General features: G+C 65.8%; 13 protein-coding genes. 10 read left to right on the top strand and 3 right to left on the bottom strand.

What is annotated here, in order from left to right; translation table 11 throughout:
• Positions 1-16 precede the first annotated feature (16 nt).
• From smc to galU, 4 genes are all read left to right on the top strand, one after another.
• Positions 17-3,568 carry a chromosome segregation protein SMC gene (gene smc / locus AC731_RS05150; RefSeq protein ID WP_169800072.1) on the top strand — a complete coding sequence of 1,184 codons (3,552 nt, stop codon included), beginning with the start codon at positions 17-19 and terminating at the stop codon, positions 3,566-3,568.
• 28 nt (positions 3,569-3,596) lie between these two features.
• Positions 3,597-4,712 carry a cell division protein ZipA gene (locus AC731_RS05145; RefSeq protein WP_048709749.1) on the top strand — a complete coding sequence of 372 codons (1,116 nt, stop codon included), beginning with the start codon at positions 3,597-3,599 and terminating at the stop codon, positions 4,710-4,712.
• The gene (gene ligA, locus AC731_RS05140) at positions 4,712-6,769 is read left to right on the top strand and encodes an NAD-dependent DNA ligase LigA (protein WP_048709746.1); all 2,058 of its coding nucleotides are present in this window, start codon (positions 4,712-4,714) and stop codon (positions 6,767-6,769) included. The genes AC731_RS05145 and ligA overlap by 1 nt, the downstream gene beginning before the upstream one ends.
• A gap of 97 nt (positions 6,770-6,866) precedes the next feature.
• On the top strand, positions 6,867-7,769 hold the full coding sequence (gene galU / locus AC731_RS05135; protein WP_004251091.1) for a UTP--glucose-1-phosphate uridylyltransferase GalU: 903 nt from the start codon (positions 6,867-6,869) through the stop codon (positions 7,767-7,769).
• 146 nt (positions 7,770-7,915) lie between these two features.
• Here the strand turns inward: galU and typA are convergent, their stop codons facing one another.
• Entirely contained in the window at positions 7,916-9,733 is a 1,818-nt protein-coding gene (gene typA, locus AC731_RS05130; protein WP_004251092.1) for a translational GTPase TypA, read from the bottom strand.
• Between the two features lie 186 nt (positions 9,734-9,919).
• Between typA and AC731_RS05125 the strand changes: the two genes are divergently transcribed.
• A complete protein-coding gene (locus tag AC731_RS05125) occupies positions 9,920-10,657 on the top strand; it encodes an S-methyl-5'-thioinosine phosphorylase (RefSeq protein WP_048709741.1) in 738 nt (245 codons plus the stop codon).
• Positions 10,658-10,670: 13 nt separating this feature from the next.
• Positions 10,671-11,174, top strand: coding sequence for a TIGR00645 family protein (locus AC731_RS05120; RefSeq protein WP_048709740.1), 504 nt, complete (start codon positions 10,671-10,673; stop codon positions 11,172-11,174).
• A 6-nt stretch (positions 11,175-11,180) separates the two neighbouring features.
• On the opposite strand, the gene AC731_RS05115 is transcribed toward AC731_RS05120, so the two are convergent.
• Together AC731_RS05115 and map are read right to left on the bottom strand one after the other, a co-directional pair.
• Positions 11,181-13,757, bottom strand: coding sequence for a [protein-PII] uridylyltransferase (locus tag AC731_RS05115; RefSeq protein WP_048709737.1), 2,577 nt, complete (start codon positions 13,755-13,757; stop codon positions 11,181-11,183).
• A gap of 9 nt (positions 13,758-13,766) precedes the next feature.
• Positions 13,767-14,588 (bottom strand): type I methionyl aminopeptidase, encoded by an 822-nt coding sequence (gene map / locus AC731_RS05110; protein ID WP_004251099.1) that lies wholly within the window; start codon positions 14,586-14,588, stop codon positions 13,767-13,769.
• 291 nt (positions 14,589-14,879) lie between these two features.
• Between map and rpsB the strand changes: the two genes are divergently transcribed.
• From rpsB to frr, 4 genes are all read left to right on the top strand, one after another.
• Positions 14,880-15,635: a 30S ribosomal protein S2 gene (gene rpsB, locus AC731_RS05105; RefSeq protein ID WP_004251101.1), complete on the top strand. Its 756-nt coding sequence runs from the start codon at positions 14,880-14,882 to the stop codon at positions 15,633-15,635.
• A 105-nt stretch (positions 15,636-15,740) separates the two neighbouring features.
• Entirely contained in the window at positions 15,741-16,637 is an 897-nt protein-coding gene (tsf, locus tag AC731_RS05100) for a translation elongation factor Ts (RefSeq protein WP_004251103.1), read from the top strand.
• Between the two features lie 10 nt (positions 16,638-16,647).
• On the top strand, positions 16,648-17,361 hold the full coding sequence (gene pyrH, locus AC731_RS05095) for a UMP kinase (RefSeq protein ID WP_004251105.1): 714 nt from the start codon (positions 16,648-16,650) through the stop codon (positions 17,359-17,361).
• A 19-nt stretch (positions 17,362-17,380) separates the two neighbouring features.
• A complete protein-coding gene (frr, locus tag AC731_RS05090; protein ID WP_048709731.1) occupies positions 17,381-17,938 on the top strand; it encodes a ribosome recycling factor in 558 nt (185 codons plus the stop codon).
• Positions 17,939-17,960: the final 22 nt, after the last annotated feature.

Raw genomic sequence — 17,960 nt, 5'->3', positions numbered from 1 at the left:
AGAATCCCTCGTCGACGTGCGCCTGTCCAAGCTAAAACTCGCTGGGTTCAAGACCTTCGTCGATCCCACCACGGTGATCACGCCGGGCAACCTTGTCGGCGTCGTCGGGCCCAATGGCTGCGGCAAGTCCAACATCATCGATGCGGTGCGCTGGGTGCTGGGCGAGACGCGGGCTTCGGCGCTGCGGGGCGAGTCGATGCAGGACGTGATCTTCAACGGCTCGACCACGCGCAAGCCGGTGTCGCGCGCCAGTGTCGAGCTCGTGTTCGACAACGCCGAGGGACGCGCGGCCGGGCAGTGGTCGCGCTACACCGAGATCTCGGTCAAGCGCGTGCTGGATCGCTCGGGCGAGTCGACCTACTACATCAACAACGTTCACGTCCGGCGCAAGGACGTGATCGACCTGTTCCTCGGCACCGGGCTCGGGCCGCGGGCCTACGCGATCATCGAGCAGGGCATGATCTCGCGCATCATCGAGGCGAAGCCGGAGGACATCCGCGGCTTCCTCGAGGAGGCGGCCGGCGTCACCAAATACCGCGAGCGGCGCAAGGAAACCGAGGGGCGCTTGCGCGATGCGCGCGACAATCTCGCCCGTCTCGACGACATCCGCATGGAACTGGGCGAGCGCATCGCCCACCTCGAGGCGCAGGCCGAGGTGGCGGCACGCTACAACACGCTCAGTGCGGCACACGTGCAGAAGCAGCAACTGCTGTGGCTGCTCAAGCGCAACGAGGCGCAGGCCGAGCACGCGCGCCTGAGCGAGGAGCTCAACGCCACCACGCAGCGCATCGAGGGCGATAGCGCACGGCTGCAGGAACTCGAGGCGGCGGTCGAGGGCGCGCGCGAAGCGCATTTCGAAGCCTCGGAGGCGGTGCATGTGGCGCAGAGCGACCTCTTCGCCGTCAGCGCCGAAGTGACCCGTCTCGAAACCGAACTGCAGCACCTGGGCGAGGCGCGCAAGCGACTCGAAGCCCGCCTCGCGCAACTCGAGCTCGACCGCGGCCACTGGCAGGCACGGAGAACGGCGCTGGGTGAAGATCGCGAGCGCTGGCAGGCGCTGGCCGAGAATGCCGCGATGCGTGCCGAACAGGCCGAGGCGCGGCACTTCGAAATCGCCGACCGCGTGCCCGATCTGGAGAGCGCCCGCCAGGCGGCCGACACGACCGTTGCCGCAGCGCGGCGCGAGCTTGCCCAGACCGAGCAGCAGCTTCGGGTGGAAGAGGCCAACCGTGCCAGCGCGACGCGTGCGCTCGAGGCCCTGCAGCAGCGCAGGGGACGCCTCGAGGCCGAGCGTGGTGCGATTGCCGGACCCGACGAGCGCGAGCTGGCCGAGCGCGAGGCGCGGCTCGAGGCCTTGCAGGACGCGCTGGAGGTTCAGCAGCAGGAACTGCAGCAGGTGCAGGCGCGTCAGCCCGACGCGCAGGCGGCGTTGAAGGCTGCGCTTGAACACGAGCGCGCGGTGCAGCGCCGGCTCACCGAGTTGCGTGCGCGACGCGACGCACTGGTGCAGTTGCAGGCGCGTGTGCAGTCGCAGGGCAAGCTCGGCGACTGGCTCAAGCGACACGGGCTGGATGCGCTGCCGCCGCTGTGGCGCAGCCTGCGTGTGGACGAGGGCTGGGACGCGGCCGTTCAGGCGGTGCTGCGCGAGCGTCTTGCCGCGCTGGTGGCACCCGACGATGCCGCTGCGGTGTCGGCCGCCGCGCTGGTGCTTGACGAGGCGCCGCCGGAGTCGCTCGCCATCGCGCTGCCCGGGAACGCGGTCGCGCTCCCGCAGGACGCGCTCCCGCAGAACGATTACGCCGGCCTGACGCCGCTGCTTGCGCGGATCACCGTCGTGGATCCCGGTCTGCAGCCGCTGCTGGCCAGTTTCCTGCGCGGGGTGTTCGCAGTCGAGCGTCTTGGCGACTGGCTGGCGCGCCGTGGTGAGCTGCCCGCGGGCGTCGTGCTGGTCGGGCCGCACGGCCAGATCCTCTCGCGTGATGCGCTGGCGCATTCGGCACCGGACAGCCGCACCCATGGCGTTATCGAACGTCAGCGCGAGATCGACACGCTGGCCGAGCAGCAGCAGGCGCTCGAGGATGAGGCCCGGATCGCGCATGATGCGCTGCTGGCGGCGGAAGCCGCCGCCGCCGCGCTGCAGGAAATGGCCAATACGCTGCGGCGTGACACCCAGGCCGCGCAGGCGCAGGTTCACGCGGAGCAGGTCGAAGTGCTCAAGCTTGCGCAGGCGCGCAGCCGCGCCGAGGAGCGCCGCGGCCAGCTTGCCCGCGACCTGGAGGACCTTGTCCATCTCGAGCAGACCGAGCGCGAGCATCTGGCTCGGGCCGGCATGGAGCAGGCGCGCGCGGCCGAGCTGGCGGAGCTGCAACGCGAACGGCTCGACTCCGCGATGGAAGTGCTGCGCGAGCGCGAGCAGGCCTTGCGCGAAGCGCGTGCGCTGGAGCAGGCCGCCGCGCGTGAACTGCAGGAGGCGAAGTTTTCCGAGCGCGAGTGCGCCGGCAAGCTCGATGACATCGGACGCAACCTGCAGCTGGCCGCGGAGCAGCTCGAGCGCATCGTTGCCGAGACGGAAACCCGTGGCGCCGAACTCGACGCCACCGACGACAGCCGCAGCTTCGAGGCCTTGCAGAGTGCGCTGGGCTTGCGTGTCAGTCGCGAGGCCGCGCTCGCCGCACGCCGCGATGCGCTCGAGGACGCGGCGGCCAGGCTCAAGCAGATCGAGGAAATGCGCCTGCGGGTCGAGCAGGAAGCGGCCCCGATCCGAAATCGCGTCGCCGAGTTGCGGTTGGCCGTGCAGGCGACCGAGCTGGCGGTGACCCAGTTCGCCGAGCGTCTCGTCGAGGTTCAGGCCGACGAAGCCTCGCTGTTGCCGCTACTTGCCGATGACCTGCGGGAAAGCGCGCTGCAGCGCGAAGTGGCGCGGCTGGCGCGCGAGATTGCGGAACTCGGCGCGGTCAACCTCGCTGCACTCGACGAACTGCGCAGCGCGACCGAACGCAAGGGCTATCTCGATGCGCAGACCGACGACCTGCTGCAGGCGATCGAGACGCTCGAGGATGCGATCCGGCGCATCGACCGCGAGACGCGCGAGCAGCTGCAGGAAACCTACAATACCGTCAATCGCCAGTTCGGGACGCTGTTCCCGCAACTGTTCGGTGGCGGCCGTGCCGAGCTGGTGCTGACCGGCGACGAGATCCTCGACGCAGGCATCCAGATCGTGGCCCAGCCGCCGGGCAAGAAGAACACCTCCATCCACCTGCTGTCGGGCGGCGAGAAGGCACTTACGGCGATCGCGCTGGTCTTTTCGATGTTCCAGCTCAATCCGGCGCCGTTCTGCATGCTTGACGAGGTGGATGCGCCCTTGGACGATACGAACACTGAACGCTATGCCAACATGGTCAAGCGCATGTCCTCGCAGACGCAGTTCATCTTCATCAGCCACAGCAAGATCACGATGGAGTTCGCGCAGCAACTGGTCGGCGTGACGATGCAGGAGCAGGGCGTGTCGCGCGTGGTGGAAGTCGACATCGAAGAAGCGCTGCGCCTGGCAGAGCCGGCGGCAGCCTGAAATAACAGCAAGGAATTCGGGAACCCCTATGGACAGCGAACTACAGATCGCCCTTGTCGGTGCCGGTCTCGGTGCGGTGGTGCTGATCGTGGCCTACAACAAGTGGCAGGAGCGCAAGCACCAGCACAAGGCCGACAAGGCTTTCAAGTCCGATCATCGCGACGTGCTCCTCGAGCCGCGCGTTGCCGACGATGACGCGAAGGGCCGCGCCGCGCGCACCGAGCGCCGCGAGCCGGGCATCGCGGACGACGACGGCGTCGCCGACGGCCCGCGACCGGTGCGCGAGGCGTCGATCATCCGATCCGCCCCCGAAGTGCCCGAGTTGCTCGACGAGCGCACGGACTGCGTGATCCGTCTCGAGGCCATCGAGCCGCTCGATGTGCAGCGGGTCTGGCAGGCGCAGGGCGAGCAATTGGCCGGGCTGTCGAAGCCGGTGCGCTGGTTCGGTTTCAACGACGCCGAGAACCTGTGGTTCCCGATCGGCCCGAACAGTGCGGGCGCCTGCCACTGGTTTTGCGCGGCGCTGCAGCTCGTCGATCGGCGAGGCTCGATCGGCGAGTCCGACTTCATGCGCTTCTCGGGAGGCGTGCAGCGTGTCGCCGACATGGTGATGGCGCTCCCGCCAGGCCTGCCCGCGCGCGCCGAAACCCTGCGCCACGCCACCGAGGTCGATCGTTTCTGCGCCGACGTGGATGTGCAGATCGGGGTCAATGTCGTCGCCGCGTCCCGCCCCTTCGATGGCAGCGAGATCGCGAAACTGGCCGCCCGACATGGCTTCACGCTGTCGGGGGATGGCAGCTTTCATGCGCTTGCGGATGACGGCAGCACGCTGTTTACGCTTGCCAACCTGGAACCTGGGCTGTTCGCGGCCGAGACGCTGCCCGCCATGGCGACCGGAGGCCTGACCCTAGTCATCGATGTGCCTTGGGTGCAGGACGGCGTGGCGGCCTTCGACCGCATGATGCGCATCGCCAACGACTTCGCGGCACACTTCGGCGGCCATGTCGTGGATGACAACCGCGCCGCTTTCGGCACCGAGGCCGCGGACCTGATCCGCGCGCAGATCCGCCAGTTCCAGGGGCGCATGGCCGAGAACGGCATTCCGGCGGGCGGCCCGCTGGCAAGGCGGCTGTTCGCGTTGTGATGGATCTGTTCGCTTCCACTGCGCAGCAGCGCATCGAGGCGCTGCGCGAAGAGATCTCGCGGCACGACAACGCCTACTATGTGCTCGATGCGCCGACAATTCCGGACGTCGAGTACGACCGCCTGTTCCGCGAACTGCAGGCCCTCGAGGCCGAGCATCCCGAATTGCGCACGCCGGACTCGCCGACCCAGCGCGTCGGCGGCAAGCCGCTGGCGCAGTTTCCGCCGGTGCGGCATCGCGTCCCGATGCTGTCGATCCGCACCGAGACGGATACCGAGGCAAGCGGCGCGCAGGCCTTCGATGCCCGGGTGCGGCGCGAACTTGGACTTGTCGAAAGCGATGCCGACGTCGATTACGCCGCAGAACTGAAGTTCGACGGACTGGCAATCAACCTGCGCTACGAGCACGGTTTGCTGGTCCAGGCGGCGACGCGGGGCGATGGTGAGACCGGCGAGGACGTCAGCAGCAACGTGCGCACGATGCGCTGCGTTCCGCTGCGCTTGAAGGGCGAGGCGCCCGAGGTCATGGAGATCCGCGGCGAGGTGTACATGCGCCGGGACGATTTCGAGGCCCTCAACCGACGCCAGGCGGATGCGGGCGACAAGACCTTCGTCAATCCGCGCAACGCCGCGGCGGGCAGCATCCGTCAGCTCGACCCGGCGATTGCCGCGAAGCGGCCGCTGTCCTTCTTCGCCTATGGCCTGGGCGAGACGATCGGCTGGCAGGTGCCCGCCACGCACGGCGAGGTGCTCGACGCCATCGCGGCATTTGGCCTGCCGGTGTGCGAACACCGCAGGGTGGTGCGTGGCGCGACCGGGCTGGCCGAGTTCCATGCCCACATCGCCCGCTTGCGCGACAGCCTGCCGTTCGACATCGACGGCGTGGTGTACAAGGTCAATTCGCTCGAGCTTCAGCGCCAGCTCGGCTTCGTGACGCGCGAGCCGCGCTGGGCCGTGGCGCACAAGTATCCGGCGCAGGAGGCGTTGACCGTGCTGCGCGGCATCGAGGTGCAGGTCGGGCGCACCGGCGCGCTGACCCCGGTTGCACGCCTGGAGCCGGTGTTCGTCGGCGGCGTTACGGTAACCAACGCGACCTTGCACAACCAGGACGAGATCGACCGCAAAGATGTGCGCATTGGCGACTGGGTGATCGTGCGCCGTGCCGGCGACGTGATCCCCGAGGTGGTGGCGCCGGTGATCGAGCGTCGGCAGGGCGAACTGCCGCGCTTCCGCCTTCTCGAGCAGTTTCCGACCTGTCCGGTGTGCGGCTCGCACGTCGTGCGTGGCGAGGACGAGGCCGTTGCGCGCTGCACCGGTGGCCTCTTCTGCCCGGCCCAGCGCAAGCAGGCACTGCTGCATTTTGCCGGCCGGCGCGCGATGGATATCGAAGGGTTGGGCGACAAGCTGGTCGATCAGCTGGTCGACGCGGCTATCGTCAAGACGCCGGTCGACCTGTACCGGCTTGGGGTGCTGGCGCTCGCCAGCCTCGAGCGCATGGGCGAGAAGTCGGCGCAGAACCTGCTCGCCGCGATCGAGAAAAGCCGTTCGACGACGCTGGCGCGCTTCATCTTCGCGCTTGGCATCCGCAACGTCGGCGAGGCGACTGCGCGCGACCTGGCGCGGCACTTCGGCAGTCTGGACGCACTGATCGCCGCCACTGCAGAGGCGCTGCAGCAGGTGCAGGACGTCGGGCCGATCGTCGCGCGCTCGATCGTCGAGTTCTTCGACGAGCCGCACAACCGCGAGGTCATCGAGCAGTTGCGCGCGGCCGGCGTGCATTGGCCTGAGGGCGAGCCTGCCCCTGCGGCCGCTGGTGCGCTGGCAGGCCAGACCTTCGTGCTGACCGGCACGCTGCCGAGCTTGAGCCGCGACGAAGCGAAGGCGCTGATCGAGGCGCAGGGCGGCAAGGTGGCGGGCTCGGTGTCGAAGAGGACGACCTACGTCGTCGCCGGGGCGGATGCCGGTTCCAAGCTGGCGAAGGCACAGGAGCTCGGCGTCGACATCCTGGACGAGGACGGCCTGCGTGACCTGCTGCGCAAAACGGATACAAATAGCTAGTGCCTTTATGCCCGGCTTCGCGCATCATGCCGGGCGCCGCATACCCGTGTCGGGTATGCGGGATCTGCCGAAACATTGATACCGGAGTGAAACAAGAATGAAGAAGGTCACCAAGGCGGTCTTCCCCGTTGCCGGCATGGGCACGCGCTTCCTGCCGGCCACCAAGGCCAGCCCGAAGGAAATGCTGCCGATCGTCGACAAGCCGCTGATCCAGTACGCGGTCGAGGAAGCGGTCGCGGCGGGCATCACCGACATGATCTTCATCACCGGTCGGACCAAGCGTTCGATCGAGGACCACTTCGACAAGGCCTACGAACTCGAGACCGAGCTGGAAGCACGCGGCAAGAAGGAACTGCTCGAGATCGTGCGCCAGACCGTGCCGAAGGGCGTCAACTGCATCTACATCCGCCAGTCGGAGGCCCTCGGCCTGGGCCATGCGGTGCGCTGTGCGAGCCACGTGGTCAGCGACGAGGCCTTTGCCGTGATCCTGGCCGACGACCTGCTGGACAACAAGGACGGCAAGCCGGTGCTCAAGCAGATGGTGGATGTGTACAACTATCACCGCTGCTCGGTGCTGGGCACGATGAACGTGCCGCGCGAGGAAACCCGCAGCTACGGTATCGTCAGCACCGAGACCGATATTGGCCAGGTGCAGCGCATGACCGGCATCGTCGAGAAGCCGAAGCCCGAGGAGGCGCCGACCACCCAGGCCGTGGTCGGCCGCTACATCCTGACGCCGCGCATCTTCGACCACATCCGCGCACTGAAGCCGGGCGCCGGCGGCGAGTACCAGCTCACCGACGCGATCGCCTCGCTGCTGAAGGAGGAGGCCGTTCTGGCCTACCAGTTCGACGGCGTGCGCTACGACTGCGGTTCGAAGCTCGGCTACCTGAAGGCGACGATCGAGTTCGGCCTGCGTCACCCGGAGACGGGTGGCGAGTTTGCGCAGTACCTGAGCGGCCGCTTCGGCGCGGAATCGGGCGGCAGCAAGAAGAAGTAAGCGTTCGCCCGCTGTGGCGCCCGGTCGATTGATCGGTCGGGCGTCACAGGCGCGACCTCAGGGCAATCCTTGCACCTGAAAACAGAGAGGCCCCGGCGGGATGTTCCCGGCGGGGCCTCTTCACATTCGGGCGCAGAGGGGGGCGATCAGGCGTCGGCAGCCTTCGCGGCGCGCTTGCGATCGTTTTCCTTCAGATGACGCTTGCGCAGGCGGATGCTCTTCGGCGTGATCTCGACCAGCTCGTCATCGGCGATGAACTCGATCGCGGATTCCAGCGTCAGCGCGATCGGCGGGATCAGGCGCACGGCCTCGTCGGTGCCGGAGGCGCGCACGTTGGTGAGCTGCTTGCCCTTGATCGGGTTAACGACGAGGTCGTTGTCGCGGGTGTGGATGCCGATGATCATGCCTTCGTACAGCGCTTCGCCCGGGCTCACGAACATGCGGCCGCGATCCTGCAGGTTCCACAGCGCGTAGGCGACCGCGTCACCGTCGTTCTGCGAGATCAGCACACCGTTGCGGCGCTCGGCCATCGCGCCGGCCATCGGGCCGTAGTCGTCGAACACGTGGCTGGCAAGGCCGGTGCCGCGCGTCATGGTGAGGAATTCGCCCTGGAAGCCGATCAGGCCGCGCGCCGGGATGCGGTACTCGAGGCGCACGCGGCCCTTGCCGTCCGGCTGCATGTCCTGCAACTCACCGCGGCGACGACCGAGCTCTTCCATCACGCCGCCCTGGTGATCTTCCTCGACGTCGACGGTCAGCATTTCGTACGGCTCGCACTTCACGCCGTCGATTTCCTTGTACACCACGCGCGGGCGGCCGACAGCCAGTTCGTAGCCTTCGCGGCGCATGCTTTCGAGCAGGATTGTCAGGTGAAGCTCGCCACGACCGGCCACTTCGAACACGTCGGAGTCGCTCGTGTAGGTGACGCGCAGGGCGACGTTCTTCAGCAGCTCCTTCTCGAGGCGCTCGCGAATCTGGCGGCTGGTGACGTACTTGCCTTCGCGGCCGGCCAGCGGCGAGGTGTTGACCATGAAGTTCATGGTCAGCGTGGGCTCGTCGATCGCGATCGGCTTCATGCCTTCGAGACGCTCGGGGTCGCACAGGGTGACGCCGATGTTGACCTGCGAAATGCCGGCCACCAGCACGATGTCGCCCGCTTCGGCGAACTCGGAGGGTTTGCGCTCCAGTCCTTCGAAGGTGAGTACCTGGCTGACCTTGCCCTTGCCGCGGTTCTCATCGCCATACATGACGACCAGTTCCTGGTTGGGGCGAATGCGGCCACGCTTGATGCGGCCGATGCCGAGCTGGCCCATGTAGGTCGAGTAGTCGAGCGAGCAGACCTGCATCTGCAGCGGCCCGTCGGCATCGACCTCGGGGGCGGGGACGTACTTCAGGATGGCCTCGAACAGCGGGCGCATGTCCTTGCGTTCCTCGTCCAGGCTTTCGACCGCGAAGCCGTTGAGGCCCGAGGCGTAGATGACCGGGAAGTCGAGTTGCTCCTCGGTTGCGCCGAGCTTGTCGAAGAGGTCGAAGGTGTGGTTGATCACCCAGTCCGGTCGTGCGCCCGGGCGGTCGATCTTGTTGACGACGACGATCGGCTTCAGGCCCAGCGCCAGCGCCTTGCGCGTGACGAAGCGCGTCTGCGGCATCGGGCCTTCCTGGGCGTCGACCAGCAGCAGCACGCTGTCGACCATCGACAGCACGCGCTCGACCTCGCCGCCGAAGTCGGCGTGGCCCGGGGTGTCGACGATGTTGATGTGGGTGTCGCCGTACTGGATCGCGCAGTTCTTGGCGAGGATCGTGATGCCGCGTTCCTTCTCGATATCTCCCGAGTCCATAACGCGTTCGGCGACCTGCTGGTTCTCGCGGAAGGTGCCGGATTGGCGCAGCAGTTGGTCGACGAGGGTGGTCTTGCCGTGGTCGACGTGGGCAATGATGGCGATGTTGCGGATGGCGCGGGACATGGAGGCGGGAAGTCTTTGAAAGGGCGAGGATTCTACCACGTGCTGTGGCAGCGCAACATGAATTCGCGAGCGGCCGTTCGGCCTTTCCGAAAGATGCGGTCCGGCCCGGTTCGTGGCCTCCACGACATCATTCCGGCCCGAAGGCGCGTGATAAAATCCGCGGCCCTCAAGTCCTGGAGCGACTGCATGCTCGCGATCATCGGTGGAAGCGGTCTGACGCAGCTTTCGAATCTGGCGGTAGAGCGCCGTGAAGTGGCACGTACGCCCTACGGCGAGCCGTCCGGCGCGCTGACCTTCGGGCGGCTGTGCAACGAGCCGGTCGTGTTCCTCGCCCGTCACGGCTACGGTCACACGATTCCGCCGCACCTCGTGAACTACCGCGCCAACATCTGGGCGCTGAAGCAGGCGAAAGTGAGCGGAATCATCTCCGTTGCCTCGGTCGGCAGCATCCGTGCCGACCTCGGGCCGGGGGCGCTGGTCGTGCCTGACCAGATCATCGACTACACGTGGGGGCGCGAGAGTACCTTCTTCGAAGGCGGGGGCACGCCGGTAAAGCATGTGGATTTCACCCACCCCTACGACCAGGGCCTGCGCCGCAGGCTGATCGAGGCGTCGCGGCTGGCGGGCGAGGTTGCACTGGATGGCGGCGTGTATGCGGCCACTCAGGGGCCACGCCTCGAGACGGCGGCCGAGATCAATCGTTTCGAGCGCGACGGTGCCGACGTCGTCGGCATGACCGGCATGCCCGAGGCTGTTCTGGCGCGCGAACTGGACATCCCTTACGCCGCCCTCAACGTTGTGGTCAACCATGCGGCGGGGCGCTCGGCCAGCGCTGGCGGGATTGTCTTTGACGACATCGAGGCCATGCTGCAAAGCGCGATGGTCAGGGTGCGCACCATTCTCGACAAGCTCTGCCACGTTTGAAAGGTCGGCGACCATGAAGCAAATCGAGAAGAACTTCGAACACCTGCTGTTCTCCAGCCGCTGGCTGATGGCGCCGGTCTATTTCGGGCTGGTGCTGGCGATGCTTGTCCTGCTCGTGAAGTTTACCAAGGAGGTCTGGGGCCTTTTCGCCGGGATCATGACTGCGACCGGCGGTGAGCTGATCACCGGCGTGCTGTCGCTGGTCGACATCGCCCTGATCATGAATCTGCTGATCATCATCATGTTCAGCGGCTACGAGAACTTCGTGTCCAAGATGGATGACCTGCACAGCCATCAGGACCGGCCGGACTGGATGGGGCACATCGGCTTCTCGGACCTGAAGGTCAAGCTCATCGGCTCGATCGTGGCGATTTCGGGCATCGAGCTGCTCAAGGCCTTCATGAACGTGGACGACCTGTCCGACCGTCATCTTGGATGGATGGTCGGCATTCACGTCACGTTCCTGTTCTCGGGCGTGCTTTACGCGCTCATGGACAAGCTGGGCAGCAAGCACTGAGCCGATTCACACCTGCAGGCGCTCCAGCAGCGCTCGTTCCACGCGCAGCAGCTGGGTGTCCTGGGCCAGCGCGGCGCCGGTGAGGAGGAAAGTGTCCTCGACCCGCTCGCCCAGTGTCGCGATCTTGGCCGTGTGCAGCCGGATGCCGTGGCTCGAGAGGGTCTCGGCGATGTCGAACAGCAGGCCCGGACGGTCCGCCGCGGTGAGCGAAAGAATGTAGTGGCGGCCGGCCTCGTCCGGCCTGATGCTCACCTGGGGCGTGATCGGGAAGTGCTTCACCTGGCGTGAAAGCCGTCCGCGCGAGGGGCGGTCGATGACGCCGGGGCGGACAAGGTAGCCGGTGAGTTCGTGCTCGATCAGGGTGATGACATCGCGGTAGCTGGCTTCGCCGCCCGGATCCTGCAGCATGAAGCTGTCGAGCGCGTGACCGTGGCGGGTGGTGTGCACCTTCGCGTCGAGGATGGTGAAGCCGAGTCGGCCGAAGAAGCCGGTCAGGCGGACGAAGAGCTCCTTCTGGTCGGGTGTGAACACCATGACCTGTACGCCGTCTTCTTCCTCGGCCATGCGGGCCTTGACAACGGGTTCGTCGGTATCGGGGCGGAAATACAGGACCCGCGTGTGCCAGGCGATTTCCTCCGCGGAGTGCCGCATGAAGTACACCGCATCGAGTTCGGACCATAGCCGGTCCTCGATGCCGGGCCGCAGGCCGTGGAAGCGCAGCAGGCGGCGGGCGTCTTCCAGCCGGTCGTCCAGTCCCAGTGCCTGCTGGGGGGTTGCGCCGCGCAGCAGGCGCTGGGCGGCAAAGAACAGGTCCTCGAGCAGCTTGCCCTTCCAGCCGTTCCAGACCTTGGGGCTGGTGCCGCGGATGTCGGCGTGGGTCAGGAGGTAGAGCGCGATCAGCCGCCGCTCGGTGCCGACGATGCGGGCGAAGCGTTGCACGACCTCCGGGTCGGAGGTGTCTTCCTTCTGAGCGTAGTGCGACATGGTGAGGTGGTGTTCCACCAGCCATACCACCAGTTCGGTGTCCTCGCTCGCGAGCCCGTGCACCACGCAGAATTCGCGCGCGTCGGTCATGCCGAGCTTGGAGTGGTCGCCCCCGCGCCCCTTGGCGATGTCGTGGAACAGGGCTGCGACATACAGCAGCCAGTGGCGCTCGAACGCCATGATGAGCCGCGTCATCAGGGGGTACTCGTGCGCGTGCTCGCCCATGGTGAAGCGGCGCATGTTGCGCAGCACCATCAGGATGTGCTGGTCGACCGTATAGACATGGAACAGGTCGTGCTGCATCTGGCCGATGATGCGGCGCCAGGTCGGCAGGTAGCGGGACAGAATGCCGTACTCGTTCATGCGCCGGAATGCATGCACGATGCCGCGCTTCTGCTGCAGGATCTGCAGGAACAGTGCGCGGTGCTCGGGATTGGCGCGGAAGGCGGCGTTGATGCGGTTGCGGTTGATCCACAGCGCGCGCAGCGTGCGCGCCGTCATGCCCTTGAGTTCGGAGCGCTGCTGCAGCAGCAGGAAGCATTCGAGCAGGGCCGAGGGATAGCGCTCGAAAATGTCTTCCTGGCGCATGTCGAGCAGCTCGCGCACGACCTGGAAGCGCGGATTGATGACGAAGGCCGCGCCCCGGTCGGGGAAGATCACGGTGCCATAGTTCTGCAGCAGCACGGTGTTGAGCTGCGTCACCATCTTCGCGGTGACGTAGTAGCGCTGCATCAGCACTTCGGACGCGCGTCGCGTCGCGGTCGCCTCGATGCCCATGATGCGCGCGAGCTTTTCCTGGTGATCGAACAGCAGCCGGTCCTCGGCGCGCCCGGTCAGGTAGTGCAGGCGGATGCGCAGGTGCTGCAGGAAGCGTTCCACGCTGCGCAGGTCGCTGGCCTCGCCGCCGGTGATGAGGCGGCGACGGGCGAGGTCGCGCCAGTTGTGCCCCAAGCCTGCGGCGCGTGCGATCCAGCTCAGCATCTGCAGGTCGCGCAGCCCGCCCGGGCTCTCCTTGCAGTTCGGCTCGAGGGCGTAGGGGCTGTCGTTGAAGCGGGCGTAGCGCTGCTCCTGTTCTAGCTGCTTCGCCTTGTAGAAGGCGCGTACGTCCAGGGTTTCGCGGTAACGCTCGTTGAGCTCGGCGAAGAGACGCAGGTCACCGCTGAGCAGGCGCGCCTCGAGCAGGTTCGTCTGGATCGTGATGTCGTCTGCGGCCGCTTCGATGCATTCGTCGATCGTGCGCACCGCGTGGCCGATCTCGAGCCCGATGTCCCACAGCGCGCCGACCATCGCCGAAAGTCGTTCGCAGATCTCGAGGGTGGCCGCGGCCGGCAGCAGAACGAGGATATCGACGTCCGAGGCCGGGAACAGCTCGCCCCGACCGTAGCCGCCTACGGCAAGCAGCGCAGCGTCATCCGGCATGCCGCAGGCCTGCCATAGACCGATGACCTCGGCATCCACCAGTCGCGCGCGCCCCTCGAGCAAGGCCGACGTGCGCGGGTGGGCCTCGTAGGCGGCCCTGAGTGTCGCGGCGTTCTCATGGAGACGCCGGCGAGCCTCGCCGATCAGGGGTTGAAGGGCGGAGCAGAGGGCGTCTTTCATGGGTGGGCTTCAGGCGAAGCGGGCGGCAACCAGCGCGGGGGGTGGGGGGCATTTCTCCGACAGCGTCAGTACCTCGACGCCGGTTTCGGTCACCACGACCGTGTGCTCCCACTGCGCCGAGAGGCTGCGGTCCTTCGTGACGATCGTCCAGCCGTCGGGGAGTTCGGAAATGGCGGCCTTGCCGGCGTTGATCATCGGCTCGATCGTGAAGATCATGCCCGGCTTCAGTTCGGGGCCGGTGCCGGCCTTGCCGTAGTGAAGGACCTGCGGATCTTCGTGGAACTTGCGGCCGATGCCGTGGCCGCAGAACTCGCGCACGACGGAGAAGCCATTGCCCTCCGCATGCTTCTGGATGACGGCGCCGATGTCGCCGAGGTGGGCGCCCGGCTTGACCGCGGCGATGCCAAGCCACATGCATTCGTAGGTGATCTGCGACAGGCGGCGAGCCGCAATGCTCGCCGCGGCCTCGCCGCCGACCAGGAACATGCGGCTGGTGTCACCGTGGAAGCCGTCCTTGATCACGGTGATGTCGATGTTGACGATGTCGCCCTTCTTCAAGGCCTTCTCGCCGGGTACGCCGTGGCAGACCTGATGGTTGATCGAGGTACAGATCGACTTGGGGTAGGGCGTGTAGCCGGGGGGGGCGTAGTTCAGCGGGGCTGGAACCGTGTCCTGCACGTTCACCATGTAGTCGTGGCACAGGCGGTCGAGTTCGCCGGTTGTCACGCCGGGTTTGACGAAGGGCTCGATGTAGTCGAGGACCTCGGCCGCGAGGCGGCACGCCACGCGCATCTTGTCGATTTCTTCCGCGGTCTTGAGAACGATGCTCATCTTGATTGTCTGTCTTGCTGGGGCTGTAAAGGACTCAAAGGTATCGCATGCGGGCACCTGCGGGCAAACGCGGTACGGGCTTACGCTTGAGTGAGCGCGAACGCGCGTGCTAACATTGCAGGCTTGTCTGCTGAGGCAGGCAAAATCCACACGTCCTGCGGCAATGGGGTCCGCGGCGAAGGCCGGCATCAATGGTCTTCGATGCGGCGAGGTGTCGGACGTTCGGTGTTTGAACGTTGGGCGTCCCGCGGGGCGGAGGTTAAACCCTTTGATCAGTTTGGAGTAACACCTATGTCAGTCACGATGCGTCAGATGCTCGAAGCGGGCGTCCATTTCGGCCACCAGACCCGCTTCTGGAATCCGCGTATGGCCCCCTACATCTTCGGCCAGCGCAACAAGATCCACATCGTCAACCTCGAAAAGACGATGGTGAAGTACAACGAAGCGATGGACTTCGTGCGCAAGCTCGCCGCCAATCGCGGCAACATCCTGTTCGTCAGCACCAAGCGCCAGGCGCGCGAGATCATCGCCGAGGAAGCGGGTCGTGCCGGCATGCCCTTCGTTGATGAGCGTTGGCTGGGTGGCATGCTGACCAACTTCAAGACGGTCAAGCAGTCGATCAAGCGCCTGAAGGAAGTCGAGGCGATGGTCGAGGATGGTTCGATCGAGCGTCTGTCGAAGCGCGAAGCGCTGACCGTGCGTCGCGAGATGGAAAAGCTGCAGAAGTCGATCGGTGGTATCAAGGAGATGGGTGGCCTGCCCGACGCCCTGTTCGTGATCGATGTCGGCTACCACAAGATCGCCATCACCGAAGCCCAGAAGCTCGGTATCCCCGTCGTTGCCGTGGTCGATACCAACCACTCGCCCGAAGGCGTGGATTACGTGATCCCGGGTAACGACGACTCCTCGCGCGCCATCCGACTCTACGCCCGTGGCGTGGCCGATGCCGTGCTGCAGGGTCGCAGCCAGGTGCTGCAGGAAATCGTCGATGCCGGCGGCGACGAGTTCGTCGAAGTCGAGGAAGAGGGTTCGCAAGAGCAGGCCTGACCTGCAGCTTGCCGGGGCCTCTAGGGGCCCCTTTTTGTAGTCTTGAATACCTGCCGGTGTCGGGTTTTGCTCGACACCGGCAATAGCGAAATCCGAGGAGTTAGCATGGCGGAAATCACCGCAAGCATGGTCAAAGAACTGCGCGAGAAAACCGACGCGCCGATGATGGAATGCAAGAAGGCGCTGGCCGAAGCGGCTGGCGACATGGCCAAGGCTGAAGAGATTCTGCGCGTCAAGCTGGGCAACAAGGCCTCCAAGGCCGCTGCCCGCGTGGCGGCCGAAGGTGTGGTCGGCATCAGCATCTCCGCCGACGGCAAGCTGGGTTCGATCATCGAAGTGAACTGCGAGACCGACTTCGTTGCCAAGAACGACGACTTCCTCGCCCTGGTGAATGGCTGCGCCGATCTGGTTTCTGCCAACAGCCCGGCCGACGTCGCCGCTCTGTCGGCGCTGCCGATGGGCGAGGGTACGGTCGAGTCGACCCGTACCGCGCTGGTTGGCAAGATCGGCGAGAACATGTCGATCCGCCGCTTCACCCGTGTCGAAGCCAAGGGTCAGCTCTTCTCGTACATCCACGGCGGCGCCAAGATCGGTGTGCTGCTGGATCTGGTTGGCGGCGACGAGCAGCTGGGCAAGGACATCGCGATGCACATCGCCGCGTCCAAGCCGAAGGCGCTGGACGCCTCGGGCGTGTCGCAGGATCTGATCGAATCCGAGCGCCGTATCGCCATCGAGAAGGCTCGCGCCGACAACAAGCCCGAAGCCATGCTCGAGAAGATTGCCGATGGCACCGTGCAGAAGTTCCTGAAGGAAGTCACGCTGCTGGCTCAGGTCTTCGTCAAGGCCGAGGACGGCAAGCAGACCATCGAGCAACTGCTGAAGGCCAAGGGCGCCTCGGTTGCCGGCTTCACGCTCTACATCGTGGGCGAAGGCATCGAGAAGAAGGTCGCCGACTTCGCTGCCGAAGTGGCCGAGCAGGCTGCCGCGGCTGCCAAGAAGTAAGGAGCTGCACATGTCCGCCGCCTACAAGCGCATCCTGCTGAAGCTCTCGGGCGAGGCCCTGATGGGTGATGATACCTACGGTATCAACGAGGAGGTCGTCACCCGCATCGTCACCGAGATTGCCGAGATCGTGCGTCTCGGTGTTCAGGTGGGTGTGGTGATCGGCGGCGGCAATATCTTCCGTGGCATGAAGGGCGCGGCGTCCGGCATGGACCGCGCCACTGCCGACTACATGGGCATGCTGGCCACGGTGATGAACGCGATGGCCCTTGCCGATGCGATGCGGCGCATGGATCTGGAAGCGCGCGTGCAGTCGGCGCTGCGCATCGACCAGGTCGTGGAGCCCTACATCCGCGGCCGTGCGATCCGTCATCTCGAAGAAGGCCGCGTCGTGATCTTTGCCGCCGGGACGGGCAACCCCTTCTTCACCACCGATACCGCTGCCGCGCTGCGTGGTTCCGAGATCGGTGCGCAGATCGTGCTCAAGGCGACCAAGGTCGATGGCGTCTATACTGCCGACCCGAAGAAGGACCCGAACGCGCAGCGCTACCATCGCATCAGTTTCGACGAGGCGATCGGTCGCAACCTGGCAGTCCTTGATGCGACCGCGTTCGCGCTGTGCCGTGACCAGAAACTGCCGATCAACGTGTTCTCCATCTTCAAGCCCGGCGCGCTCAAGCGCGTGGTGATGGGCGAGGACGAGGGTACGCTGGTCCATTCCTGATGCTCTGGAGAGTGCGCTGATGATTTCCGAACTTAAGAAGAACACTGAGCAGAAGATGCAGAAGTCGGTCGAGGCACTCAAGACCGATCTCACCAAGATTCGTACCGGCCGTGCGCATACCGGCCTGCTCGACCACGTGATGGTCGAGTACTACGGCTCGATGGTGCCTGTGAACCAGGTTGCCAACATCACGCTGATCGATGCCCGTACGATCGGTGTCCAGACCTGGGAAAAGCCGATGCTGCCGAAGGTCGAGAAGGCCATTCGCGACAGCGACCTGGGGCTGAACCCGTCGAACATGGGCGAGTTGCTGCGCGTGCCGATGCCTGCGCTGACCGAAGAGCGTCGCCGCGACCTGACCAAGGTCGTTCGTCAGGAAGGCGAGACGGCGAAGATCGCCATCCGCAACCTGCGTCGCGATGCCAACCAGCATCTCAAGGATGCGGTCAAGGACAAGGAGATCTCGGAGGACGACGAGCGTCGTGCCGAGGAAGATGTCCAGAAGCTGACCGACAAGTACGTCGCCGAGATCGACAAGCTTCTTGCCCAGAAAGAGCAGGAACTGATGCAGATCTGATCCGCCGGATCGGCTGTTCCCT

Source organism: Thauera humireducens (genome assembly GCF_001051995.2).
GTDB classification, from domain to species: Bacteria; Pseudomonadota; Gammaproteobacteria; order Burkholderiales; family Rhodocyclaceae; genus Thauera; species Thauera humireducens.
This window is presented reverse-complemented; position numbering and strand designations above follow the sequence as displayed.

Bases quoted from the DNA above. Each gene is read 5' to 3' on its own strand.
- AC731_RS05120 (WP_048709740.1), top strand. From the start codon at position 10,671: ATGAAGCAAATCGAGAAGAACTTCGAACACCTGCTGTTCTCCAGCCGC.
- AC731_RS05115 (WP_048709737.1), bottom strand. From the start codon at position 13,757: ATGAAAGACGCCCTCTGCTCCGCCCTTCAACCCCTGATCGGCGAGGCT.
- frr (WP_048709731.1), top strand. From the start codon at position 17,381: ATGATTTCCGAACTTAAGAAGAACACTGAGCAGAAGATGCAGAAGTCG.
- rpsB (WP_004251101.1), top strand. From the start codon at position 14,880: ATGTCAGTCACGATGCGTCAGATGCTCGAAGCGGGCGTCCATTTCGGC.
- ligA (WP_048709746.1), top strand. From the start codon at position 4,712: ATGGATCTGTTCGCTTCCACTGCGCAGCAGCGCATCGAGGCGCTGCGC.
- AC731_RS05145 (WP_048709749.1), top strand. From the start codon at position 3,597: ATGGACAGCGAACTACAGATCGCCCTTGTCGGTGCCGGTCTCGGTGCG.
- AC731_RS05125 (WP_048709741.1), top strand. From the start codon at position 9,920: ATGCTCGCGATCATCGGTGGAAGCGGTCTGACGCAGCTTTCGAATCTG.
- galU (WP_004251091.1), top strand. From the start codon at position 6,867: ATGAAGAAGGTCACCAAGGCGGTCTTCCCCGTTGCCGGCATGGGCACG.
- typA (WP_004251092.1), bottom strand. From the start codon at position 9,733: ATGTCCCGCGCCATCCGCAACATCGCCATCATTGCCCACGTCGACCAC.
- pyrH (WP_004251105.1), top strand. From the start codon at position 16,648: ATGTCCGCCGCCTACAAGCGCATCCTGCTGAAGCTCTCGGGCGAGGCC.
- tsf (WP_004251103.1), top strand. From the start codon at position 15,741: ATGGCGGAAATCACCGCAAGCATGGTCAAAGAACTGCGCGAGAAAACC.
- map (WP_004251099.1), bottom strand. From the start codon at position 14,588: ATGAGCATCGTTCTCAAGACCGCGGAAGAAATCGACAAGATGCGCGTG.